This window comes from Flavivirga sp. 57AJ16, from assembly GCF_028736925.1.
Classification (GTDB): domain Bacteria; phylum Bacteroidota; class Bacteroidia; order Flavobacteriales; family Flavobacteriaceae; genus Flavivirga.
This window is the reverse complement of sequence record NZ_JAQZAT010000021.1, coordinates 1-22,952: the sequence shown is the minus strand read 5'-3', so window position 1 is coordinate 22,952 and position 22,952 is coordinate 1. Positions and strand designations below refer to the sequence as shown.

22 protein-coding genes are annotated in these 22,952 nt (G+C 34.5%); 6 read left to right on the top strand and 16 right to left on the bottom strand.

Annotated features, from left to right (window positions below; all coding sequences use genetic code 11):
* Positions 1–165: 165 nt before the first annotated feature.
* From PQO00_RS18140 to PQO00_RS18130, 3 genes are all read right to left on the bottom strand, one after another.
* Positions 166–306 carry a transposase gene (locus tag PQO00_RS18140; RefSeq protein ID WP_337992862.1) on the bottom strand — a complete coding sequence of 47 codons (141 nt, stop codon included), beginning with the start codon at positions 304–306 and terminating at the stop codon, positions 166–168.
* Positions 290–577 (bottom strand): hypothetical protein, encoded by a 288-nt coding sequence (locus PQO00_RS18135; RefSeq protein WP_274186275.1) that lies wholly within the window; start codon positions 575–577, stop codon positions 290–292. Before PQO00_RS18135 ends, PQO00_RS18140 begins: the two co-directional genes overlap by 17 nt.
* A gap of 388 nt (positions 578–965) precedes the next feature.
* A complete protein-coding gene (locus tag PQO00_RS18130) occupies positions 966–1,478 on the bottom strand; it encodes a hypothetical protein (RefSeq protein WP_274186274.1) in 513 nt (170 codons plus the stop codon).
* A gap of 404 nt (positions 1,479–1,882) precedes the next feature.
* Here PQO00_RS18130 and PQO00_RS20435 point away from each other — a divergent pair, with 404 nt between their 5' ends.
* Positions 1,883–2,080, top strand: a complete 198-nt coding sequence (locus tag PQO00_RS20435; protein WP_369128019.1) for a T9SS type A sorting domain-containing protein — start codon at positions 1,883–1,885, stop codon at positions 2,078–2,080.
* A 281-nt stretch (positions 2,081–2,361) separates the two neighbouring features.
* Here PQO00_RS20435 and PQO00_RS18125 read toward each other — a convergent pair whose 3' ends face one another.
* On the bottom strand, positions 2,362–3,075 hold the full coding sequence (locus PQO00_RS18125) for a hypothetical protein (RefSeq protein ID WP_274186273.1): 714 nt from the start codon (positions 3,073–3,075) through the stop codon (positions 2,362–2,364).
* A 232-nt stretch (positions 3,076–3,307) separates the two neighbouring features.
* On the opposite strand from PQO00_RS18125, the gene PQO00_RS18120 reads away from it, so the two are divergent.
* Positions 3,308–3,784: a CBS domain-containing protein gene (locus PQO00_RS18120; RefSeq protein ID WP_274186272.1), complete on the top strand. Its 477-nt coding sequence runs from the start codon at positions 3,308–3,310 to the stop codon at positions 3,782–3,784.
* Between the two features lie 3 nt (positions 3,785–3,787).
* On the opposite strand, the gene PQO00_RS18115 is transcribed toward PQO00_RS18120, so the two are convergent.
* From PQO00_RS18115 to PQO00_RS18100, 4 genes are read right to left on the bottom strand one after another with little or no spacing between them, the layout of a single operon-like run.
* Entirely contained in the window at positions 3,788–4,138 is a 351-nt protein-coding gene (locus tag PQO00_RS18115) for a hypothetical protein (protein ID WP_274186271.1), read from the bottom strand.
* The gene (locus tag PQO00_RS18110; RefSeq protein WP_274186270.1) at positions 4,120–4,671 is read right to left on the bottom strand and encodes a GNAT family N-acetyltransferase; all 552 of its coding nucleotides are present in this window, start codon (positions 4,669–4,671) and stop codon (positions 4,120–4,122) included. The genes PQO00_RS18115 and PQO00_RS18110 overlap by 19 nt, the downstream gene beginning before the upstream one ends.
* 14 nt (positions 4,672–4,685) lie before the next feature.
* Positions 4,686–5,195 carry a DinB family protein gene (locus PQO00_RS18105; protein WP_274186269.1) on the bottom strand — a complete coding sequence of 170 codons (510 nt, stop codon included), beginning with the start codon at positions 5,193–5,195 and terminating at the stop codon, positions 4,686–4,688.
* A gap of 4 nt (positions 5,196–5,199) precedes the next feature.
* Positions 5,200–5,724 carry a DinB family protein gene (locus PQO00_RS18100; RefSeq protein ID WP_274186268.1) on the bottom strand — a complete coding sequence of 175 codons (525 nt, stop codon included), beginning with the start codon at positions 5,722–5,724 and terminating at the stop codon, positions 5,200–5,202.
* Positions 5,725–5,975: 251 nt separating this feature from the next.
* On the opposite strand from PQO00_RS18100, the gene PQO00_RS18095 reads away from it, so the two are divergent.
* A complete protein-coding gene (locus PQO00_RS18095; protein ID WP_274186267.1) occupies positions 5,976–6,317 on the top strand; it encodes a single-stranded DNA-binding protein in 342 nt (113 codons plus the stop codon).
* 226 nt (positions 6,318–6,543) lie between these two features.
* On the opposite strand, the gene PQO00_RS18090 is transcribed toward PQO00_RS18095, so the two are convergent.
* From PQO00_RS18090 to PQO00_RS18070, 5 genes are all read right to left on the bottom strand, one after another.
* On the bottom strand, positions 6,544–7,797 hold the full coding sequence (locus tag PQO00_RS18090; protein ID WP_274186266.1) for a cupin-like domain-containing protein: 1,254 nt from the start codon (positions 7,795–7,797) through the stop codon (positions 6,544–6,546).
* 5 nt (positions 7,798–7,802) lie between these two features.
* Positions 7,803–9,260 carry a tetratricopeptide repeat protein gene (locus tag PQO00_RS18085; protein ID WP_274186265.1) on the bottom strand — a complete coding sequence of 486 codons (1,458 nt, stop codon included), beginning with the start codon at positions 9,258–9,260 and terminating at the stop codon, positions 7,803–7,805.
* A gap of 12 nt (positions 9,261–9,272) precedes the next feature.
* Positions 9,273–10,598, bottom strand: coding sequence for a radical SAM protein (locus PQO00_RS18080; protein ID WP_274186264.1), 1,326 nt, complete (start codon positions 10,596–10,598; stop codon positions 9,273–9,275).
* A gap of 67 nt (positions 10,599–10,665) precedes the next feature.
* Entirely contained in the window at positions 10,666–10,851 is a 186-nt protein-coding gene (locus PQO00_RS18075) for a hypothetical protein (protein WP_274186263.1), read from the bottom strand.
* A 27-nt stretch (positions 10,852–10,878) separates the two neighbouring features.
* A complete protein-coding gene (locus tag PQO00_RS18070) occupies positions 10,879–11,478 on the bottom strand; it encodes a VOC family protein (protein ID WP_274186262.1) in 600 nt (199 codons plus the stop codon).
* Positions 11,479–11,914: 436 nt separating this feature from the next.
* On the opposite strand from PQO00_RS18070, the gene PQO00_RS18065 reads away from it, so the two are divergent.
* Positions 11,915–14,296 carry a hybrid sensor histidine kinase/response regulator gene (locus PQO00_RS18065; protein ID WP_274186261.1) on the top strand — a complete coding sequence of 794 codons (2,382 nt, stop codon included), beginning with the start codon at positions 11,915–11,917 and terminating at the stop codon, positions 14,294–14,296.
* Positions 14,297–14,303: 7 nt separating this feature from the next.
* Here PQO00_RS18065 and nadB read toward each other — a convergent pair whose 3' ends face one another.
* The 3 genes from nadB to PQO00_RS18050 all read right to left on the bottom strand — a co-directional run bounded on the left by nadB (position 14,304) and on the right by PQO00_RS18050 (position 18,850).
* Positions 14,304–15,869 carry an L-aspartate oxidase gene (gene nadB, locus PQO00_RS18060; protein WP_274186260.1) on the bottom strand — a complete coding sequence of 522 codons (1,566 nt, stop codon included), beginning with the start codon at positions 15,867–15,869 and terminating at the stop codon, positions 14,304–14,306.
* 2 nt (positions 15,870–15,871) lie between these two features.
* Positions 15,872–16,798, bottom strand: a complete 927-nt coding sequence (nadA, locus tag PQO00_RS18055) for a quinolinate synthase NadA (protein ID WP_274186259.1) — start codon at positions 16,796–16,798, stop codon at positions 15,872–15,874.
* 243 nt (positions 16,799–17,041) lie between these two features.
* On the bottom strand, positions 17,042–18,850 hold the full coding sequence (locus tag PQO00_RS18050) for a hypothetical protein (protein WP_274186258.1): 1,809 nt from the start codon (positions 18,848–18,850) through the stop codon (positions 17,042–17,044).
* A gap of 395 nt (positions 18,851–19,245) precedes the next feature.
* Between PQO00_RS18050 and PQO00_RS18045 the strand changes: the two genes are divergently transcribed.
* Both PQO00_RS18045 and PQO00_RS18040 read left to right on the top strand, forming a co-directional pair.
* A complete protein-coding gene (locus PQO00_RS18045; protein ID WP_274186257.1) occupies positions 19,246–21,831 on the top strand; it encodes a phosphoenolpyruvate carboxylase in 2,586 nt (861 codons plus the stop codon).
* Between the two features lie 628 nt (positions 21,832–22,459).
* On the top strand, positions 22,460–22,952 hold a 493-nt coding region (locus PQO00_RS18040; protein WP_274186256.1), incomplete at its 3' end, for a sigma-70 family RNA polymerase sigma factor.

The window sequence follows — 22,952 nt, the reverse complement described above, 5'->3', positions numbered from 1 at the left end:
AAATAGGTTGACAGTTTTTAATAAAATAAAAGAGGTCTGAAAAGTGTCATTCTGAATATTACCGAGAAACAAAAAATATTTTGTTAAGAAGGTAGCAGCGAAGCTGTGAATAATACCTTAAAAACATAATATAGGATCAAGCAATATTCTTGGGGAGGTCATAAATTACGCATATAATTTAGTTAGTCTAAAGAGGAAGAATTTCACCTCCCTAACGCCCCTGAATTGAGCTCTGAATTCTTTGATCTTGGCATTGAAAGCTTCTGCGGAAGCATTAGTACTTCTAATATTAAAATAGTTGTTCAATTTTTCCTATTATCATTTTGTATCGTACTTCCTGTGTTTCATAGTACAGATTACCTAATATGGCTTCTTGCATCCTGCTTGATTCTAAAATATTTTGAAACTGTTCTAGCAAATAAGACTTAACATCTATATCTGTATTTTTAATAATCTCATGCCAATCCGCTCTATTATCTAGGATATATATAATATCCTCAAAATCATGACTCATTCTTGGATCATTACCTCCTCGGTCTGAATGTGCAACAAATTTACTTGCAAAAAAGTATGGCAATGTCATTATATTTATGGTTTGTCCTTCAACATCTATTTGTTCTCTATTTTCGAACCCTGCTTCAAACCACGGGTTTGCTGGCGCTCATCCAATTGGTTTTGTTCCCATGACATCTATTAATATATCATCTAATTTGAATCTACAAATGACATCTAAATCAGCGGTTTGCTTAAATCCTTTGGCTACTAGTTTTTCTCTAATTTCTTCAAGATGTGAGAGTGATGCTATTTTAATACTGATATCAATATCTTTTGTAGGTCTTACATCATCCGCAGCAGGATCATTTACATATAGGCTGTGGCTCCACCAACATAAATAACTTCATTATTTAATTCTCCAAGTGCTTGAGCGACACGCTCTATAATCTTTCTATTTATTATGGTGTTTTTCAATTGAAATGTTTTTCAAGTTCCCCTATCGCAATTTTTTGTTCTCTAACATTGCCTAAACGGATTGCGTCGACTAAGGCTAATAATTCATGTAATACTTTATCTTTTAAAGCTGCTTCTGGAACATTATTATGTAGTGGTTCTATTGAAAACCCTCTATCATTACTTTCAGCATATGGCCAAACATAAACTTCATCACTTTGAATAATATTTACTAAAGGAGCTGCACTATGGGCTGTTACTACACCACGTACTAATCCACCTGGTCTTTGTGGGTAAACATATTTTAATCCAAATTTCAAAAACTCCAATAACGCTAATTTCATCACCATTTTCTTATCACTAGCAATTAAACCAGCTATAACACTACGGTTGAAAGACTCACTAACTTCGCTATTACTTATTCTTAACTCATAAGCTATATCTTTCATTATCCAATCTTCATCTCCTTTAGCTATGACCTTAAGTAAAATAACCAAATCCTGAGGTCGCATACCATTATGTTTTTTCATAATTCTTGTCTTTATTAATTCGCGATTCGCGATTCGCGAATCGCAAAATACGAATTTAAATAATTAAAATAAAATATCCTATTTAATACATATTAATGTTAGAAAGGAAGATGTATAGCTAAGTCGATATAAAATGGCATAGAATATTTAGAAATAAAAAAATTGAAGTTATAGGTAAAAAGCGTAAGCATAGCCTAGTTACGGCGAGTATTTTTAACGAAGAAAATCGGTCTTTTACTGTGAAGGTTCATGTTATTTTATATGGATTTAGCTATATAGACTCATACACTGATTCTAATGGTAGAGCATACGTATATATTGTTGTTGATAACAAAAATCATGTTAACGAAGGGCTTCAGGCTGAGAGGACAATAATAGATTTTTATCCATCCCAGTAATATCATATTATAATAAACAAAACAATCACGGTATCCGAAAATAGTCAAAAAAGGTATGAAGTAAACGTCCATGATGCAACTGGGGTTTTAATTAAATCAACCAAAGCCAACTCAATCAAACAAGAAAACAACATGATCAATATGCTTCCTTCGGGCTTATATATTATTAAAACGCCTTCTGGATTTAGAAAAATAGCAAAGTAAACAAAAAGTATGTCGCTCTAAAATAGGTTGGCAATTTTGAACAAAAAAGAGGCAGTCAGAAAAGTAATATATTTTCATTCAGAAGCCTGTCGGCAGACAGGGAGGAACTGACTGAAGAATCTAAAAAACGGTATATTAATAGGTAAATATCTAGTGCAAATATAGAGAGATTCTTCATTGCATTCTGAATGACACTTTTCAGACAGCCTCTTTTTTTTGTTGTTTCTTAAATTTAATCCTTTCTTAAGTCCGATATAATTATTTATGACAAGACTTTTTTATTAGTTTTTTGGCTGTGCTGCTTGCGTCTGCATCACCTGCTTTTGCCTTAACAATTCATTTTTTGTTAATTGAATTAAATTAAAACTAGGGGCCATTTTTAAAGTTTCATCTAGAATATCGACAGCTGCATCGATATTTGCTTTTTTGTCCTTATTATAAGTCGTTAGTGCGTTTAAATACATAAATGCCGCTTTTAAAGAGACCTCATAAGGTGTTTGGGTCTCGTAAAAAGCTTTCTTCATATCGTCCTTAGCGTTTGCCAAACCATAAGCAATATGTTTTTCTGCTTCTGCCATGTTTTGAATCTGCAAATTAAGTTCTGCCAGTTCATATGCAATTAAAGGGCTTGGATTTCTTTTAAACATTTCCTCAAAAAATCCAATGGCCAATTTTGGTTGTTTAACCGATTTTAAGGACAATGCCTTTACCTCAACCGCAATATCAGAATCTGTAGTACTTTTTTCTATTCCAATGGTATTGAGGGCTTGCATATATTTACCTTCGCTCATATATAAATAAGCCAAAGTATCCTTTCTTGCTTTAGATGGTGCTAATAAATTTAAATGCGTCATCCCATTTATAATACCCTGTACATCCCCTTGAGCTTTCATTTGCTTGTAATAAGCTTCGTAATGTTTTATTAATTCCGGGTTACTTTGTGCATTTAACATCAAGCCGCTCGCCAATAAAATCAAACCAAATAGTCTTTTCATCTTCTTATATTTATTTTAACGTGCTAAAACTATAAAAAATTAACATTTAAACCCTTAAAAGAATGCTAATTATTTTAAATTAAGAAAAGTAGCTGTCTACTCTGGAAATTATATGGCATCTTTATGATACCATGGTATATCATTATTTATTAAAATTCCCCTGACATGAAAAAACATCTTTAGGAAAATCTAAAAATAATAACTATATTTAAGTTTACTAAATTCAGTTATCATGGGAATAAAAAGTTTTCTAGCTTCACGAAAAAAAACAAAAAAGGCTACAGCTACCCCCAACACCCCAATTAAGGTTAGTGATTATATGACCACAAATTTGATTACATTTAGATCAGACCAAAGAGTCGAACAGGTCATTGATGCTATAATAAAATATAGAATTTCAGGAGGTCCCGTAATAAATGAAAAAAACGAATTAATAGGTGTTATATCTGAAGGGGATTGTATTAAACAAATAAGTGAAAGCAGGTATTATAACATGCCTATGGACAAAGACGCCACCGTTGAAAAGCATATGGTTAAAAATGTTGAAACTATTGATGGCAATATGAATATTTTTGATGCTGCCAATAAATTTCTCGAATCTAAGCGAAGACGTTTTCCTATTGTTGAAAATGGTAAACTAGTCGGGCAGATAAGCCAAAAAGATATCCTTAAAGCCGCCCTGGCCTTAAAAGGACAAAACTGGAAATAGAAATCAACTGTCTCTTTTCACCAATGCATAATAATCCCCTTCCAGGGGTAAATACCCCTGATCGTACACAAAGTAATAAACAGTGCCCGCCTTTGTTGTATAGATACTCGTAAAATAGTTAAAATCGAAACCGGCTTCTATAAGCTTGGCGCGGGATGTTTTTGTTTTTTGTGCTGGATTGAGCGTTTCTAAAATTCTATAATTTTTGCGTAACCTATTATTGGTATTGCGTATTAAATTTTTACTGTCTTTGTTTACCTTATTGTTATAAGCATTTCGACAACCATCACTACAGAATTTCTTATCTATTCTGCCAACTAGATTATCTCCACATTCTAAACATTGTTTTTGCATAGCTCTTTGTTTTCAATTTTATACCAACGAAGTTTTAATTTTTCTTTTTCATAATAAAAATCTTCGACATACTTTAATCCTAATTTTAAAAGGGCCTTGTGGGAGGCTTGGTTTCCCATTTCTGTGATGCCATATAATTCTGGAAGTTTTAAAACCCTAAAAGCATAATCGACTGCTGCTTTACCAGATTCTGTTGCATACCCTTTACCCCAAAAACGTTTTATTAATCTGTAGCCTACATCGTAAAATTCGGTAAAACCGTTCATATGGCCTTCTGTATTGAGCTTTAGCCCAGACCATCCCATAAACTCCTGGGTTTCTTTATTAATCAAAGCCCATCGGCCAATACCGTGTTTTGTATATTGATTGATAACATCCTCTAAAATCTTTAGGGATTCCTCTTTGGTTTTTATAGGCTTATTACCTAAATATTTATGTACTTCCGGATTAGAATCCAACTCGAACATACCTTCTAAATCAGATAGTCTTAATTCCCTTAAAATTAATCGTTGTGTTTCTATACGAAATGTCATAATAACTTCATTTTTTACCAGCTCCCTGCATATCCCAAATCAATATTGGTTTTCTGTTTTAAATAATTATAATGGTACCTTAAAATTTGTCTAATATGTAAATAATCGTGAGCCAACCAATTCGTTAAAAATAACTTCGCCGACATATCGCCCAACTTGGGATGTGTTAATTGGTTATCCCAATTGGCATGTATTTGACTTTTTAACCACGTAACGGATTTATGGCGTTCTTCTAAAAAAGCTTGAAGTGTTTGATTATAATCCCTGGTTATATAGGCTCTTTCTTTAACCCATCCTTCGGGATCAATAGGTATCAATGCCTTTAAAGGGGTTTCAAGAACGTGTTTTACACGGGCTTTAAAATCGTCCCGTTCCTCATCTAATAAATGGCACACAATTTCTAGCAAGCTCCATTTTACAGGCTCGGGTTTCCATAAATATTGTTCCTCTCCTTTAGATATTAAAAGACTTTTAAATACTTGTTGGTTGTTTTCCAATGCTTTTATAATCTCTTTAATAGACATATTTTTATTTATTTAAAATAGGGATAAAAGCCTCCCATGGTCCCACCTCATCTTTATATTGTTTTGCCATAACTCGGGCAATTTGAGCCATATGGCCCAAATCGTGTGCGACCCAGGTTGCCAGTAATTCCTTTAAGGTTACCTCGCCCAATTCCGGATGGGTAGCCTTCATATCCAATTGGGATTCTGTAATTTCCAACTGCTTCAATGCCTTTAAGTTTTTTGCCCGTAATTCTGAAAACGCTTCCAATAACTGTTGCAATGTTTTCCCTTTCGAATTTTCAAATTGTGCAAACCTATCAAAAGACTCAAATGTTTTATTTTCTGAATCGCTTAATATCATTTTTGCTCGAATTATCCAATCTGTTTTTTCACCATGTATTAAATGCCCAACAATATCAAAAACACTCCAGGTATTATCACCTTCATTAGTATAAATCCATGCATCCGATAAATTCGAAAGCATTGCATTAAGTGTATTTGGCGTACGCTCTAAAATTTCCGAGGCTTGTTTTAAATGATATGCCATTTTGTTCTGTTGTTTTATATAATTGCCTAATATACAAAAATATAACCATTTACAAACGACTACAAACATTTACAAGCGATTTTAAATAAGTAAGTACCGAATAAAATTTGGAAGCCGTTTCATATTTGCAGTGTTGAATTTGTATTGGCTTGCTTCAGTACTTTTCACAAAAAAAATTACATTGAATTTAAAAGACCCTGAAATGAGTTCAGGGTTATACATTAACTGTTTAACGATTAAAATTTAAAATTATGAACACGCTTAGAAACAAAGTACAGTTGATTGGTAACTTAGGAAACGATCCGGAAATCATCAATCTAGAGTCAGGTAGAACTTTAGCCAAATTTACTATGGCAACAAATGAAAGCTACACCAATAGTAACGGTGAAAAAATCACGGACACCCAATGGCACAATGTTGTAGCCTGGGGCAAAACGGCAGAGATCATTGAGAAATATGTAACGAAAGGAAAAGAAATCGCTATTGAGGGCAAGTTAACGTCCCGTAGCTATGATGATAAGGAAGGAAATAAAAGATACATCACCGAAGTCGTTTGTAACGAACTATTAATGACAGGAAATAAATCACAATAAACTTTCCTAATAAGGCGCCCTAAAAAGTATTGGAAACGAAAAATTATCCTACCGAGTACTTTTTAGAGCGTCTCTTTTTCATATATAGCTAAGTCGATATAAAATGGCATAGAATATTTAGATATAAAAAATTGAAGTTCTAGTTAAAAAGCGTAGGCATAACCTAGTTACGGCGAGTATTTTTAACGAAGAAATTCGGTTTTTTACTCTGAAGGTTCATGTTATTTTATATGGATTTAGCTATATCTACAGGAACAATTGAGTGCCAACTGAGCAATAGGCTTTTAATTTCCAAGCTTAGTTTTTTGGTGCTCCTACCCGCATTTAAATCAAAAATTGCAGATTCAAGACATTCATCCCATTCAACTATTTTTCCATATCCAGAGGTAAAAAGAAAATAATTTTCTCCTACTTTTTTTAATTGAACGTTATCATTTTTATTTCGTAACCGATAACTTAAAGCGGTATCACCATTTTTATTACATAATCTGGGCAATTCGTAAAACCCAAACCCCGAAGCATGTTTAAGCCAATTTTGCTCCAGTTCTTCTAAAAACTGATGGCTTCCAATAATAGTCTGAAGCATTTTCTGCGTTATTTTTTCTAAAGGCGGGATGGCTAACAAGTTTTTAATGGAAGTAGCCCCCATATGCTCCCGAGATAGTGTATCGAAAAGATCGTTTACCATGTCCCTTACGATGCCATCTTCCTTTTGGAAATGAAAATACCCAATATTAAAGGCCAAGCTATAATCGAAGGCCTCTACAGAATAATCATGTAGCCCAATATGCCAATAAGAAGCAGGCCAATATAACATGTCTCCTGTATTTCCTTTTAAAATTATGGCGTCCTTCATGTAAGGCTCAATCTCGTCAACCAGTATCGTTTTATTCAACCCCTCCCCGGCAATAGCAACATACTTATCATCAAAATATTCTTTTGGCCATAAGGCAATGGTTTTTGGCCCTTTTATTACATGCATAAATGTTTCTGCTGCATCTGTATGTATACCTCTTGGGGTCTTTTTATAACAGCCCAGAAAAATATCGGTATCCAGCTCTCCAGCTGGTATACCAACAATTTCTATCAGCCCTTTAATAAAATCCTTAGCAGCATCCCATAAATCAAGAGCATAACATTGCATATTAAATTGTGCATAGCAAAACTCGTCATGACCGCTACTTAATATGCGCTTTAGGTAATTTTCCAGATTATCATCTGAATCCTGTGCAAATAACCGTCCATAATTAACCGCTGTATGGCCATCGACCCATAATCCAAAATTCACATGCTCTTTGGTTTTAAAACTTTTCCCTGCTTCTTTTAATGCAGAAAATATAGTCGCTTCATCCGTTATTTTTTCCGAAAATGGGTTTTCAATCTTTAATGGCCGTTTTGTCCAATGGTTTTTTACAAACCGCAACCAAAATTCATGGTTAAAGTGAACGATCTCTTCAATATGATCCAACTTATAGTCCAAACCTATTAATACGATTTATGGGTTTTACGATCTCCAAATAAAAAAGTAGTATTTACTCTCCAATCCTCATAGTTTGAACCAAAATCTACTGAATCGCTTGCATGAAAAAGAGCCGCATTAAAAATAATGGCCCTATTTTCCTTATAGGGAATTATATATTTTTCGGCCCCAGAAATAAAATCTTCTATTTGGGTCTGATCACCATTATAATCATCAAAATCCCATTTGTCCGGGCATATGGAACGATATATTATCAAACCACCACTTTCTGGCGAATAATTGGCCTTATTTGGTGTTATCCAAATATTTAAATTAACAGCTGAAAAGTCTGCATGAGCCCCTATGGCATGATCTCCGGTAACATTACGGTATGCCCAAAGTTCCCTTAAAGGGTGATCCTTAACAATGTCTCCATATCCCTCTTTAAACTCTTCGATAATCTGTTCCATTAAGGGGGTATACAGCCCCATTTCTTTATAGGCTCCTATATAATTTCTACCTTTCTGGGAATCATTGTGCCAAATAGTCGACTTTAAATAATACGCTTGTAATGACTTTAATGCTTCGGGGTTTAAAAAATCATCAATCACAACAAAGGAATATGGCTTTTTTTGCTTCCATTGGTCCAAAATCTTTTGCTTGCTGTTAAATGGGTTAATTGCTAAGTCTTTTACACGGTCGCAAGGCTCTATATGTAATGATCTCCTGTAAAAAGGAGCTATACAAAGAAGGTCTGATGAGCACAATGCCTGATCCAGATCTTCTGTCCAATCATTTTTCTTTTTCGGTTGTGGCGAATTTTCAAGAAGACGTTCGTATTGTTTGATAACCTCATCGTAGAAAGGATCAAGAATGCCTTGTGATTTCATGTACTTTATTTGTTCTAGGTCATTTTTTAGGCGTGGCGCTGTAATGGTTCCATAAGAAAGCATTCTTGATAAACGTTGTGGAATACGTGCATTTAAACCACGATCAAACCAGTCATTGGCCTTTTTGTATTTACCTCTTCTTAAATATATGGTTCCTATCCGAAAAGCATTATCGGAAAGTCCAGGAACCACTTTTTCCAGCTTTAAGGCAGCCCGTAGGGCCCCTTTAAGGTTGTTCTGGGTAAGGCGTACATTAGCAAGATTGTCGATAGCCGGATCAAAATATGGATTTAATAAAATACATACTTCAAAATATGCTGCTGCAACATCCAACTGCCCTTGTACATGCCTAATTATGCCTAAGTTATGGTAAAACTCAACACTGGACGGAAAAAAAGATATGGCTTTTTTAGCAATTTCCTCGGCATCATCATATCGCGCTTCTTTAATAGCCAAAATACATCCATAGCTTAAATCTGCATTATCTTTATGCTCTATTGCTTGATCGGTAAAATGTAATGTTTCGCCAAACAATAAAAGTTTGTTTTCTATTGCCGCCAAAACTCCTGTTTTAAGTTCTTTAATATATGCCATAATTAAAATTATTTAGTTAACCGGAACACGTCCAATTTCATTAAAATCAAAATCACGTGAGTATAGGGCCTGTTGATGTTCAGGCATTAAAAAGTATAAAAGGGAAGGAATCCATTTCCATCCTAAATCTGTAAGCAAGTACTTATTGGAATCGTCAAGAACATAGCCGTTTTTTATTAATTCATTTATTTTACTTACATAATAATCATCTTGATCATTAACAAAGTGCTTACTTACCCATCCTCTTCTAACCCACGATGTTGCCTCCCGTTCGTTTGTGTCATAATTTCCAAGAACCGATACCGGAAGTGTTCCATTCTCAATTAACGTTTTATGTGTTTCGGGCAAAAGTGAGCAAGACCACATATAACCACCGTACCAAGATTGTGCGCCTCTCCCAAAACCTAATACTGTGGAGGCATTATAGCCATAAAAACAGGGTAAATAATTAGATGATTTTTGTGTGGGCATGAATGTGCTATTGGCAAAAATTGTAAATGATTTACGTGAAAACCCTCTATGCCTTAACGCCGTTTCCAAGACTTCCATTTGTTTTTGGAGCTCTTCTGTAGATGCATCCCTTAGGCCACTATTGTATAGATGATTCAGAAAAGATGGCGAAGCATCAGATTTCTCAAATTGAAAAACTTCAATGACAGTAGGCTCTAGCTTTTCACACAACTCATTAATGTCCGTTAGGACCATATCGGTTGTTTGTCCTGGCCAGCCATAAATAAAGTCTACAGCAACTTCTTCAAATAATGCCTTTCCCTTACGGGTCAAATCGACTAGCGATTTAATTGTTGGTTTTAAATTTAAAGCCTTTCGCGCACCAACATCCATGGTTTGAACTCCAAAAGAAATTCTATTAAACCCTAATTTAGCTAAACCTTCAACAAACCCAGTCTTTATCATACTTCTACATTCGCCTTCAAAGCTTAACTCTGCATTATCTTTTACATTAAATGTCGCATATATATGCTTAAAAATTCTTTCCACTTGATTTATGGATAATACGGATGCCGTCCCGCCTCCAAAATAAATAGCATCAATAGAGCGATCAAAAATTTGAAACTTATCGGCAACCAAATCTATTTCAGCACAAGTAATTTTAACAAAATCATCCAAATCAGATTTATTAAAATCATCTGTTTTTGTAAAGCCACAAAACTGACATAATGTATAACAAAATGGTACGTGCACATAAATAGCAGTGGGTCCATTATCCAAACGAAAATTTTGTGCTTCTTCTAATTTAGAAATTGACTTATAGTGCCCGGAAATATGCCAATTTGGGTATGCATAAACGGTTTCTTTTGGAAAATTATTCAGCATCATTTCATGTATAATAATAAAGGCTAGGTAAAATACTTGGTACTTTCCCCTAACCTTATTAGTTTAATAATTATTTTTTATCATTCTTTCCGTTCCCATCATTTAAGTCATTGCTTTTATCTTTTCCTTCATTACCTAAACGTAATTCCTGTACAGCAAGTCTTAATGCAGGCCACCTTTCCATTAACTCAGGAACATTGGCCAATTCTGGATATAATGCTAGCATTTGAGCGCCAGCGCGATGTGTCCATCCCATAATAATTAGATTTTTTTAAGTTAAACATTAAACAACATTGGAGCATAATACCCAATGAATCCCAAAAGGATCTCTAAAGTGGAAGTTTTCCCGTGTTTCCCAGACTTTACGATAACGTTCCAAAAGTGCTGTGTTACCATGAATAATGCTGTTTTTGGAAGCACTTACTTGATGTGGTTTAATCGGGCTGAGCTTTTGAGGCGGTGCCGATATGGATATATTATCATATGAAGGATCTTGTGCAAAGCTTAGAATATGCTTATAAGCAGCATCTAAGTCTTCCACTAAAAAGGAAATGGGCGCTACACCATATCCTTGAAAACCACCGGTTATTTCATTTGTATTACCAAATGGGTGCCATTTTTTGTGCCTGCCATCTTTAAATTCTGGCTTCATTAGAGCCAAAGTCATTACTTCTGGAATGAACATAAATCTAATATTTATGTCCAATTCTTTTGGCCTGTCACCGAAACCAAACCACGATGTAAGTACTGGATCATTGATTTTTTCATGCGACTGCATTTCAATGAAACCAAAAACATCACGGTAAAATTCCGAGGCTGCATCTAAATCTGAAACTACAAGTCGAATGTTTTGTAGCTCAACAAACTTAAGGTGTGAACTCATTATTGAATTAGTTTTTGAGGTTCTAAAAAATGATTAATCTCCTATAAAAAATAAAGAACCCTTTATTATTTTTTATTGAGCAATATGGTATGAATTGCAAATGTTTATAAATTAAGCGACCAAAGTAACAGGAAAAACACCCTACGTTACAGGGTGTTTTTCCTACAATTTAATGAAATGATAAGAAAAATTAATCAAGAGGATGAAGACCCAAATAATATGAGTTCTTGTTTAATATTTAATTTGATGGATTCTCTTCCTGCAGCAAGGCAGGTACAGGTACATTCACATTCTAAATGACGCTTTTTAGACACTCTCTTTTTAACATGTTTATCGACGAAATGCGTTTTTATTAGACGAAAACAATGTTTTTTCCGTTAAAAAGTCTAAAACCAACAATTTTTAGTTATGTTTGGAAGTACCCAAAGCCCCAAACATGAAACGTTTACTATTACTAGTATATATTCTCAGCTATAGTTTATTTGCTCAAAATGATGTTTTCAGCATTCAAAAAAGTAAAGGGGGGCTTTATGAATATGCCGAATTTACAAATGTTGGGGATTCAATACGAACTATCACCGAAATTTTAGAAAATCCGTTAATCGAATATCAAAATCTGAAATCCGATAATCACAGTTTGGGATTCACTTCAGATAATTATTGGGTAAGATTCAAGTTAAAAAATGACTCGGACAATCCAGATAATTACTACTTAGAAACTGCAAGACCAATTACCGATATAGTTAATCTTTACCAGATAAGTAATGGCACCATTAAACATTATAAAAGTGGCGACCTTATTCCTTTTAACAAAAAACAAGTCAAACACAGGTCTACTATTTTTAAATTAACGCTTCCGCCACAAGAAACCCAACAAATATACATACATCTTGCCAGCGATGGAGAAACCATAAACCTCCCCTTAAAGCTTTATGACGAGCCTTCCTTCTGGATGGCTAATTATAATCAACAGCTATTCCTTGGTCTGTTTTATGGTTTGCTTTTCCTGGCAAGTGTTATTTATTTGTTTTTCTATTCGAGCTTAAAGGAAAAAGCATTTTTGTATTATGGTTTTTATGTTTTATCCATTGGGTTTATGCAAGCCGCTCTAGATGGTTTAATACACGAATATATATTCCCTGGAGCTGGATACCTGGACCATAGAGCCGTGCTGATTACCGCACTGTTTTCAAATTTCTTTTTATTGAAATACTGTCAACATTTTCTAAAAGTAAATAACAAGTTAAAAGGTTTTAAAAAGGGGTTCAATATAATCTATTATGTTCTGGCAGTTTTGTTTATAATGCTCTTTATAAACCAAAATACGCTTAAAATAGCATACCCACTTAGTAATATAAATGGTTTATTTAGCCTACTATTAATTTTAGCAACCATTTTTACTATGCAGTTTAAGCGTATAAAAATTGACCCTTACTTTTCATTTGGTATCCTCTTTTTGGTGATAGGGTTACTAGGTTTTGTAATGAATAACCTAAGCCTTTTACCCAATAGCTTCATCATTCTTAATAGCGCAAAATTTGGTTCTGGTTTTGAGGTTATTTTTCTTTCTTTATCAATGACCAATTTAATTAAACAATTAAGACTTGAAAAAGAAAAATCTCAAGAAGAAGCACTAAATAAATCCGAAGAGATCAGCAAGTTAAAAACCTATTTCATGTCCAATATGAGCCATGAATTAAGAACACCTATTAACGCTATTATGGGAATAGCCGAACATGAATTGGAATCCCAAAAAAGCGAAAAGAATAAAAAGTCTTATCAAATTATTAAAAATGCTTCACTAAGTTTATTAAGTAATGTGAATGACATTATAGACTTTGAAAAAATTGAAAAGAACGAACTCGAGCTGAGTTCTTCAAACTTCAACCCCTCAATAAAGTTAAAGCAAATAAGCAATAACTGGAAAAATGAGGCAGAAAAGAAAGCGTTGAATTATACTTTTGAGATGGATCCCGACATACCTTTTGAAGTATATGCCGACTCCAAACGATTTGTTCAAATTATTAATAACGTTTTGGCAAATGCCGTTAAATTTACCGAAACAGGAACTATTTTTTTCAGACTAACATGCTTAAAATTATCCGATGATTTATGCCGTTTTTCTTTTCAGGTTTCTGATACTGGTGTAGGAATAAAACAAGAAACCAAAGCGCATATTTTTGATAGCTTTAATCAAATGAAGCTTAACCATAAACGACAATACGGTGGTATTGGCTTAGGCTTAACTATAGTAAAACATATTGTGGAATTATTTAATGGTACTATAAAAATTGAAAGCGAATTAGGTGTTGGTACCGATGTTTTTATTGATTTAACATTAAAAAGTGTGGCAAAAGAAAGCATGGTTACTTCTTCTGGTCTAAATAACAAAATGCCATTGCATGTTCTTGTGGTTGAAGACAACAAGCTTAACCAATTGGTCATGAAAAAAATATTGGGCAACGCTTCTCAAATAACTTTCTCTATTGCTAATAATGGACAGGAAGCCATTGAGGCTCTAAAAAAAGATGTTTTCGATATGGTCTTGATGGATTTACAAATGCCCATTATGGATGGCTATGAAGCTACACATATAATAAGAAGTGGTGAATTGGGAGCCTCTATACATACCATCCCTATTATTGCTATTACTGCAGACACCATGCAGGAAACCAAAAAAAAGGTTTTAGATTTAGGGATGAATGACTATATGACCAAACCCGTAAACAAAGAGTTGCTTTTTAAAAAAATATACGCTTGTAATTTTAATAAAAACACTAACAACAATTCGCCTAACAAGGACCTTAGGATTGCTTAAATATGACTCACCTTGTACTTTTAACATTATCAACATTAAAATACCCCCCTTTGTTTTCCTTTCTATCTAAAGATTGCCTGATAATTAAGTGAGATACATTAATCATATTTCTTAGTTCGCAGAGCGATGTGGTTATCTTGGATTCTTTATAAAGATCTTCAACTTCGTTATAAATTAAATCTAAATGTTTTATGGCTCTTTTTAAGCGTTTGTTACTTCTTATGATACCTACATAGTTCCTCATCAAAGCTTGTAGCTGTTTTAGGTTATGTTGTATTAAAATATGCTCTTCGGTAATGGTCGTCCCTTCATCGTTCCAATCTGGAATTATAATATCTGGCGACTTATAATCGTGTTTACTATGGTGCTTAAAAATATTATGGGCATACACCAAAGCCTCCAAAAGCGAGTTTGACGCCAACCTATTTGCGCCATGCAAACCCGTTCTAGAACACTCACCACAGGCAAATAAACGACTAATAGTTGTTTTTCCTTTTTTATTGACCTTGATCCCCCCGCACAAGTAATGGGATGCAGGGATGACAGGAATCCAATCGGTTTCTATATTTATATGGCGCTCTAAACACTTTTTATAGATATTGGGAAAATGACCTTTAAATGCTTCTATATCTAAATGCGTACAGTCTAAATAAACATGGGGTTCTCCCGATTTTTTTAATTCACTATCTATACTTTGTGATACAATATCCCTAGAAGCTAATTCGGCGCGCTCATCATAATCTGGCATAAAACGATGGCCTTTTTTATTACGAAGATATGCACCAAACCCTCTAACAGCTTCTGAAATTAAGAACGAAGATTCTCCTTTTTCTTCATATAAAGCCGTTGGATGAAACTGAACAAACTCCATATCTTTAATTCGCGCTTTGGCTCTATAGGCCATCGCAATACCATCTCCAGTTGCAATAACCGGATTCGTTGTATGCCCATATACACAACCTATACCTCCAGAAGCGAGCAGTGTACTGTTCGCTTTTATGGTGAAAATATCACCTGTATTTTGATTAAATATGTAAGCTCCAAAACAGGATAAGGTTTCAGATTTATAGCTTTCTATATGATGATTGGTAACCAGGTCTATAGCAAAATGGTGTGGTAGAATGGTAATATTTGATAATTGGTGCGCGCGTTCTAATAGTGCGCGCTCTATCTCGTAACCCGTAATATCTTTATGATGGACCACTCGGTATTCCGAATGCCCCCCTTCTTTTCCCAAATCAAATTTTCCGTTGGCATTGACATCAAAATTGGCCCCCCAAAGCAATAATTCCTTCAGTCTTTTTGGGCCTTCTTTTATAACCAGTTTAACAACGGCTTCATGGCACAGACCATCACCGGCAATTAGGGTATCTTTGATATGTTTTTTAAAGGAATCCTGTTCTTTATCTAAAACTATGGCAACACCGCCTTGGGCATATTTAGTATTGGACTCGTCTTCGTTAGCTTTTGTAACAATAATGACCTTTCTATCTGGAAATTTTTCTGCAATTTTAACCGAAAACGTTAAACCCGCTATACCAGAGCCAATAACTAAATAATCTGTAGTAACCATTTTTATTTAGATAATTCCAGCATCCGTTCAATAGGCAACAACGCTCTTTTTCTAATAGGTTCTGGAACTTCAATTTGCGGTGATTCGTTCAATAAACAATCATATAGTTTCTGCATGGTGTTCATTTTCATAAAGTGACACTCACTACAAGCACAGGTGTTATCTTCTACAGCGGGTGCAGGAACCAGTTCCGTGTTTGGCATTTCTTGTTGCATTTTATGTAAAATACCTGCTTCTGTAGCCACTATAAATTTTTGGTCTTGGTGTTCTTTTACATAATTTATCATACCAGATGTAGATCCAATATAAGTGGCAGTATCTAAAATATGTTCTTCAGATTCTGGGTGCGCTATAATTTTATAATCCGGGTGTTTTTTATGCAATTCAATTAATTTGTCCATTGAAAAGGCTTCATGTACAATACAGCTGCCATCCCAAAGCAACATATCTCTTCCCGTTTCTTTAATAATATATCGCCCAAGGTTCTTGTCTGGCGCAAAAATAATAGGTGTGTCTTTTGGCACCGATTCAACAATTTTTAAAGCATTTGAGGAAGTACATACAATATCACTTAAAGCTTTAATCTCAGCCGAACAGTTTACATAAGTAATAACAACATGGTCTGGATGTTGTTTTGTAAACGTCTCAAAACTATCTGGAGGACAAGAATCTGCCAAAGAGCACCCGGCATTTAAGTCGGGTAACACCACTTTTTTTGAAGGATTTAATATTTTGGCCGTTTCTGCCATAAAATGCACTCCTGCAAAAACAATAATATCTGCATCCGTTTCGGCCGCTTTTTGTGATAAGCCCAAACTATCCCCTACGTAATCTGCTATATCCTGTATTTCTGCAACTTGATAATAGTGTGCTAGAATCACAGCATTCTTTTCTTTTTTAAGACGTTTTATTTCTTTTACTAAATCCATTTTATTAATCTTCAGCACATGATACAACCAATTTATTATCTCTATAATATCATTGTTTTGCAAATATCTTAATTAAAACTGTATTGAAAATCACATTGTATTAAAAATTGTGAAGAAATTAAGCATCTTCAAAAAAATCATGGGATAAAGGAACCTAATTCAAATAAACACTTTAATATTTTATGAAAATAGAATGAGTTTATGAACCCGTTCTATCTAAAAATCACATTCTGCAACAAGATTTCATCTTTTTATTGATAAACTTTCAATCTCAACTTTAATTAAATTTAGAGTTCTTTCACTTGTATCTAATTCATTTAGAACAACGTCTTTAATATCTTCAAAAGTATTTTTTAATTCACAAAACATCTTTTTATAATAAAAAACCCCAGCTTTCATATTGTCCGTAAAAGTCAGTAGGTGTTTTTCCTCTTTTTTTGTTATTGTCTTTCTTGCTTCATCCAATTTAGTCTTTAAATAATCTATATAAATATGTAGTTCCTTAATAAAAAAATGGGGCCTATCCTGTCTAGAGACCATATTATCCCTACCATAAATATGATCCGTAATATTTTTTAAGCTCATAATATTGGAATAATATGCCATATTAGGACCCGGGCAAATAGATACGCCTTTACCTTCTACTTTCGTATCTAAATTGTATGCCAACAATGCAGAAGTTCCTAAGCCCACACAAGTACAAGATTTCTCGATTATATTATTATACCTAGCTTGATACACTTCTAATGGCAGCCCTTGTTTTTCTAATTCCTTTATTTTTAAATGTTGATATTCCCTAGAAGCGGTACAAATTCCTTTTTCTTTAAATTCTTTGTTTAAAGCCACAAACTTCTTTGGACAGGCACTCCCTGGCCTTCCCTTATTAATATTCCTTTCCTTTTCGAGGTCTTTAGTATTGCCTTTAAGGTTATTGAATGGAACACCCAATGGCGAAATATTGCTTAAATACAAATCGGACTCTTTAGCTTTAGTTAACCTATTTAGTGTTTTTTCATCTACAGTAGTGGCTTCTGGGACCAATAAAAAGGGGGTCCCCCAACCAACAGAGTCCAATTGGTATTGGTTTAATAAAAACGCATGTTCCTCTTGAGTTCCAACACCTCCTTGTGCGGAAATCTTTAAAGTTAATGGCTTTTTAGGAACAACACGCCCTTGATTTATTAATTCTTGATTTAACAGCGCTTCAATTGAGCTTTTTAATACCTCTCTTTTTTCTTTAAATTCTGCTAAAACAGGTCCTAAAAGATACCCGTTAGTAGCAAAAGCATGACCGCCACAATTTAGCCCGGACTCCACCCTATACTCTGAAACCCACAACCCTTTTTTTGCTAAAAACTTACCTTGAATTAATGCCGATTTATAATCACTTACCTTTAAAATGATTCTTTTTTTAAAGGTTCCTTTTTCTGAAGGATAAAAATCATCAAATTGCCCCATATAGCTATACAGTCTGGGGTTCATCCCTGCGGAAAGCACCACAGAGGCGTTCAGTTTGCTATTCACAAAACCTCTTAAAGCTGCATGCGCATCATTATATTCAATAGGTAACTTTTCATTATTAATATAATTGTCTTTATCAACTTTGGTCATGATATTAACATCAATACTGCCCTTGACCAAGTTTTTAATGGCCCATTTCTTAATTTCTGGGATATTGAATCCTTTTTCTGTAAGGTTTTTAAATTCCGTTTTTAACGAAGCTCCATTGGGGAGCATGTTTATATAGGCTTTTAAGTCATCACTTTTTTTGATGCCTATATTCTTTAAATCTTCAAACTTTTTATCGGCTAAATCATGAATCAAATTTAAATACGATGTGATTCGTTTTGCCCTAAAATCCTGTACTTTATTCGTGATTTCGCTATAAGGAATTTCAAATTTTTCGCTATACATCTTTCTTAACTTCTCAAGTAAAATATCATCTACTAAAGAAATAACAGAATCCATACCAAATTGGGCCACTTTTAAAGGGGTATCGACCGTAAAGCCAATCCCCATAACCGGGATGTGAAATGAATGTATTTTTTTCATACGTTTAAATCTTTATAATTATTTGATTTGATGTTAGTTATAAAATTGAGAGCGTATGCAACCGCTACGCTCTCACATTAAACCTGCCCGGCAGGCAGGTTTAATGCTCGTTTCATCTATTTATATTTATTAAACGCCGAAGGTATTGGTTTAACATAACACCGAGTATGACTTTTATCATACTATCCTTAACGGAATTAATATAGATAAACTAAAAGTTATTGCTATTTAAAGCGCTTTACGAATTATAAAGATTATGATTAAGCAGGTATTTTTTTTAATTATTCATAATTAGAGTTCAACAAAGTAAAAAAATCAATAAATCTTAATCTAGTCTGCATATTTTCATTAAAGCTTCACTATTTTTACAGTTAATTTTCAACAGAACGAAATATATGTCGGTAGAGCCTAAATTAACACGATTTAAACAAAGTGTACTGTCTAAATATCAAATATACAACAGTATATTTATGACATTACCTTTTGATACTATTACAAAAACCGGAATACTGCTTCCTTTATTTCACGAGACCTGTGTAAAAGGGTTTGCAAAGGAAGACGATCCCACTACTATTGTAGATACGTTTTTTAAAAAATACCAAGGTAGGCGCTCTAAAGAAAGCCAAATAAACTTGTTATTTCGTTTTATTCAATATATAGAAAGACAAGTTGTATTGTTTGATGCTATTGAAGACGCTGCATTTCCAATAGTCAACAATATGGAAGGTATTGGTACTTTAAGAAACCTTAAAGAAACTGCTACCTCAGAGAATACATTAGAGGAGCTAAAAGATTATCTAGAAGAGTTTAAGGTCCGTATTGTTTTAACAGCCCACCCAACACAATTTTATCCTGGGTCTGTTTTAGGGATCATTACAGATTTAACAGAAGCCATTAAAGAAAATAATCTGTCTAATATTAATAATTTATTTGGACAATTAGGAAAGACCCCTTTCTTTAAACGTGAAAAACCAACACCGTACCACGAGGCAAAAAGTTTAATTTGGTACTTAGAAAATGTCTTTTACCATTCATTTGGAGAAATCTACAATTACATCCAGCAAAATATTTATGATGATGGTAAAAAGCATAACGAAATTATAAATATTGGTTTCTGGCCTGGAGGTGATCGTGACGGAAATCCTTTTGTAAAACCAGATACTACTTTAAAGGTTGCTAAAAAATTAAAGCAGGCTATCTTAAAAAAATATTATACCGATCTTAAAAAACTAAGGCGTAAACTTACTTTTAGAGGTGTGGAAGAACGTATTATAAAACTAGAGACTATACTATATAACTATAGTGTTGATTTAAATACAAAAAAGACCATTACATCTAAAGAACTCATCTTAGAATTGTTAAGCATTAGAAACCTTATAGTAAAAGAGCATCAATCTTTATATGAAGGTGAAATAAACAACTTAATAAATAGGGTACGTCTTTTTGGTTATTATTTTGCTACGCTGGATATAAGACAGGATAGCAGGATTCATCATAGTGTTTTTACAACAGTCATAGATCATTTAATTAAAACAGGAAACGCTTCGTTCCCTAAAAACTATCACGATTTATCTGAAGAAGAACAAATTAAAGTATTGTCTGAAGTTTCCGGTACTTCTATTGATATTAGTGTTTTTGAAGACGAGATGGTTTCTAATACTTTAAAAACTATTGAAGCTATTAAAGAAATTCAAGAAAACAATGGCGAGCGAGGTGCTAATAGATATATTATAAGTAACAACCAAACAGCTTTAAATGTGATGCAGCTTTTTGCCATGCTTAAACTCGTTACATTTAAAGATAAATTAACGGTCGATGTGGTGCCACTTTTTGAAACTATTACCGATTTAGAAAATGCTCCTAGTGTTATGGAACAATTATATACCAACCCTGCATACATGGCGCATTTAAAGAGTAGAGGCAATAAACAAACTATCATGTTAGGGTTTTCGGACGGCACTAAAGATGGCGGCTACTTAATGGCCAACTGGGGTATTTTTAAAGCCAAAGAGTTACTAACGGAAATGTCCAGAAAATATGATATTACTGCCATATTCTTTGATGGCCGCGGTGGTCCCCCAGCAAGGGGCGGTGGTAAAACACATCAATTTTACTCTTCGCTAGGCCCAACAATTGAAGACAAAGAAGTACAATTGACCATTCAAGGACAAACCATTAGTTCTAATTTTGGAACTTTGGATTCTTCCCAATACAATTTAGAACAACTAATAAGTTCTGGGGTTTCCAATCGTCTGGACAAAAATAAAGCCATGTCTCCCGATGACAAGGTCGTTATGAACGATTTAGCCGAAATAAGCTATCAGACCTATAAAGACTTTAAAGGACACCCCATGTTTATTCCATATTTGGAAAGAATGAGTACTTTAAAGTATTATGCCAAAACCAATATTGGTAGTAGGCCTTCAAAACGATCTAATTCCAGCGAGTTGGTATTTTCAGATTTAAGAGCTATTCCGTTTGTTGGTTCGTGGAGCCAATTAAAACAGAATGTCCCTGGTTTCTTTGGTGTTGGTACGGCTCTAAAAAAGTATGAAGACAATGGCCAATTTGATAAAGTGGAGCAGCTTTATAATAATTCGAAATTCTTCAAAACTTTATTGGAAAATAGTATGATGTCTTTATCGAAATCGTTTTTCGATTTGACTAAATACATGTCCAAGGATCCTGAATTTGGTGAGTTTTGGAACATTATCCATACAGAATATATCACCACGAAAAGACTTCTTTTAAAGCTTACTGGATATCAATATTTAATGGAAAACGAGCCTTCTGGAAAAGCTTCTATTGAAGTTAGGGAATCTATTGTTTTACCGTTATTAACGATACAACAATATGCTCTTAAAAAGATTCAGGAATTGGAAAAAGCAGAGGTAAAAGATGAAGAACAGTTAAAGATTTTCGAAAAAATAGTGACACGTTCTTTGTTTGGCAATATTAATGCCAGTAGAAATTCGGCTTAAAAAATGATTAAAAATCGTAGGCATGAATGGCATGCTGAAAACAAAGCCTTCGATTATAGAAGGCTTTGTTTTTTTGTAATCTTATCAAAGTCCTAATTAGCAAACTCAAACTAGTGTATATGAGAACTTGATAGGAAAAGATAAAATCCAATCTGTTATTGATGCTTTAATCAGGGATTGTAAAACCAAAAAAGCTTATGTATAAAAAACTATCATTGTAAACCAATAATTAGGACTAAGGGTAGATTATAAATCTATTTTAGGATTAATATAAAATAGGCAAAATTAAAAATTTTGCAGCCCTCCGTTCCCTAAATATTTCATGCAGGGCCCATTAAAACGGGCCCTGGTCCATAGAAGGCGAACCTTGCCTTACCTGTGCGTATAACTCGTTCAATTATAGTTTTTTACGTTTGTTCAAACGGCCCGGGCCACCAGTGTGCCAAGCCCCCCCTCGTCCAAAATAATCGCCGGACCCATAAAGATATAATTTTTTTACCTGTTTATTTTTGTTTAAACTTGTAGGATAATTTGGACCGTTGAAAGAAGTATTCGTTCCCCCTAAGGACGGTACCGCGGGCGTTCCCGATCAAAGGGGGACGCGCGCCCAAAAACCCTATACAGACAAATGCGCCAGGACAGGAAATACAGGCTGACCCAGAACGAGTTCGAGGACATTTTCGAGCGCCTATATGACCCGCTCTGCCTTTTTGCCCATAGGTATGTCGGCGACCTGGGGCTTTCCGAGGACATCGTCCAGGATGTCTTTACGAAGGTATTGGCGGAGAGGACCGCCTTTCCCGATAAGGACAAGGTCGAGGGCTTCTTCTATACGGCGGTCAAGAACAGGTCCCTCGATGTACTGAGGAGCAAGTATGCCAGGGACGTCAAGGCCCGTACCCCGCAGGACCTGGAGGCCCTGCAAAGCGGGGCATACTTTTTATGGGAGGCCGTAACGATAGAGACCTCCGGTATTATCGAAAAAGCAATAAGATCGCTCCCCGACAGATGTGCCGAGGCCATCAGGCTGAGCATGGAGGATTGCCCCAACAGGGAAATAGCCGAAAAAATGGGCATATCCGTCCATACGGTCAAGGAGTACAAGAAGACCGCCTATAAAA

Coding starts and splice junctions, on each gene's coding strand:
- PQO00_RS18120 (WP_274186272.1), top strand. CDS start 3,308: ATGGGAATAAAAAGTTTTCTAGCTTCACGAAAAAAAACAAAAAAGGCT.
- PQO00_RS18100 (WP_274186268.1), bottom strand. CDS start 5,724: ATGGCATATCATTTAAAACAAGCCTCGGAAATTTTAGAGCGTACGCCA.
- PQO00_RS18105 (WP_274186269.1), bottom strand. CDS start 5,195: ATGTCTATTAAAGAGATTATAAAAGCATTGGAAAACAACCAACAAGTA.
- nadB (WP_274186260.1), bottom strand. CDS start 15,869: ATGGTTACTACAGATTATTTAGTTATTGGCTCTGGTATAGCGGGTTTA.
- PQO00_RS18080 (WP_274186264.1), bottom strand. CDS start 10,598: ATGATGCTGAATAATTTTCCAAAAGAAACCGTTTATGCATACCCAAAT.
- nadA (WP_274186259.1), bottom strand. CDS start 16,798: ATGGATTTAGTAAAAGAAATAAAACGTCTTAAAAAAGAAAAGAATGCT.
- PQO00_RS18070 (WP_274186262.1), bottom strand. CDS start 11,478: ATGAGTTCACACCTTAAGTTTGTTGAGCTACAAAACATTCGACTTGTA.
- PQO00_RS18130 (WP_274186274.1), bottom strand. CDS start 1,478: ATGAAAAAACATAATGGTATGCGACCTCAGGATTTGGTTATTTTACTT.
- PQO00_RS18115 (WP_274186271.1), bottom strand. CDS start 4,138: ATGCAAAAACAATGTTTAGAATGTGGAGATAATCTAGTTGGCAGAATA.
- PQO00_RS18050 (WP_274186258.1), bottom strand. CDS start 18,850: ATGAAAAAAATACATTCATTTCACATCCCGGTTATGGGGATTGGCTTT.
- PQO00_RS18045 (WP_274186257.1), top strand. CDS start 19,246: ATGTCGGTAGAGCCTAAATTAACACGATTTAAACAAAGTGTACTGTCT.
- PQO00_RS18110 (WP_274186270.1), bottom strand. CDS start 4,671: ATGACATTTCGTATAGAAACACAACGATTAATTTTAAGGGAATTAAGA.
- PQO00_RS18085 (WP_274186265.1), bottom strand. CDS start 9,260: ATGGCATATATTAAAGAACTTAAAACAGGAGTTTTGGCGGCAATAGAA.
- PQO00_RS18065 (WP_274186261.1), top strand. CDS start 11,915: ATGAAACGTTTACTATTACTAGTATATATTCTCAGCTATAGTTTATTT.
- PQO00_RS18125 (WP_274186273.1), bottom strand. CDS start 3,075: ATGAAAAGACTATTTGGTTTGATTTTATTGGCGAGCGGCTTGATGTTA.
- PQO00_RS18095 (WP_274186267.1), top strand. CDS start 5,976: ATGAACACGCTTAGAAACAAAGTACAGTTGATTGGTAACTTAGGAAAC.
- PQO00_RS18075 (WP_274186263.1), bottom strand. CDS start 10,851: ATGGGATGGACACATCGCGCTGGCGCTCAAATGCTAGCATTATATCCA.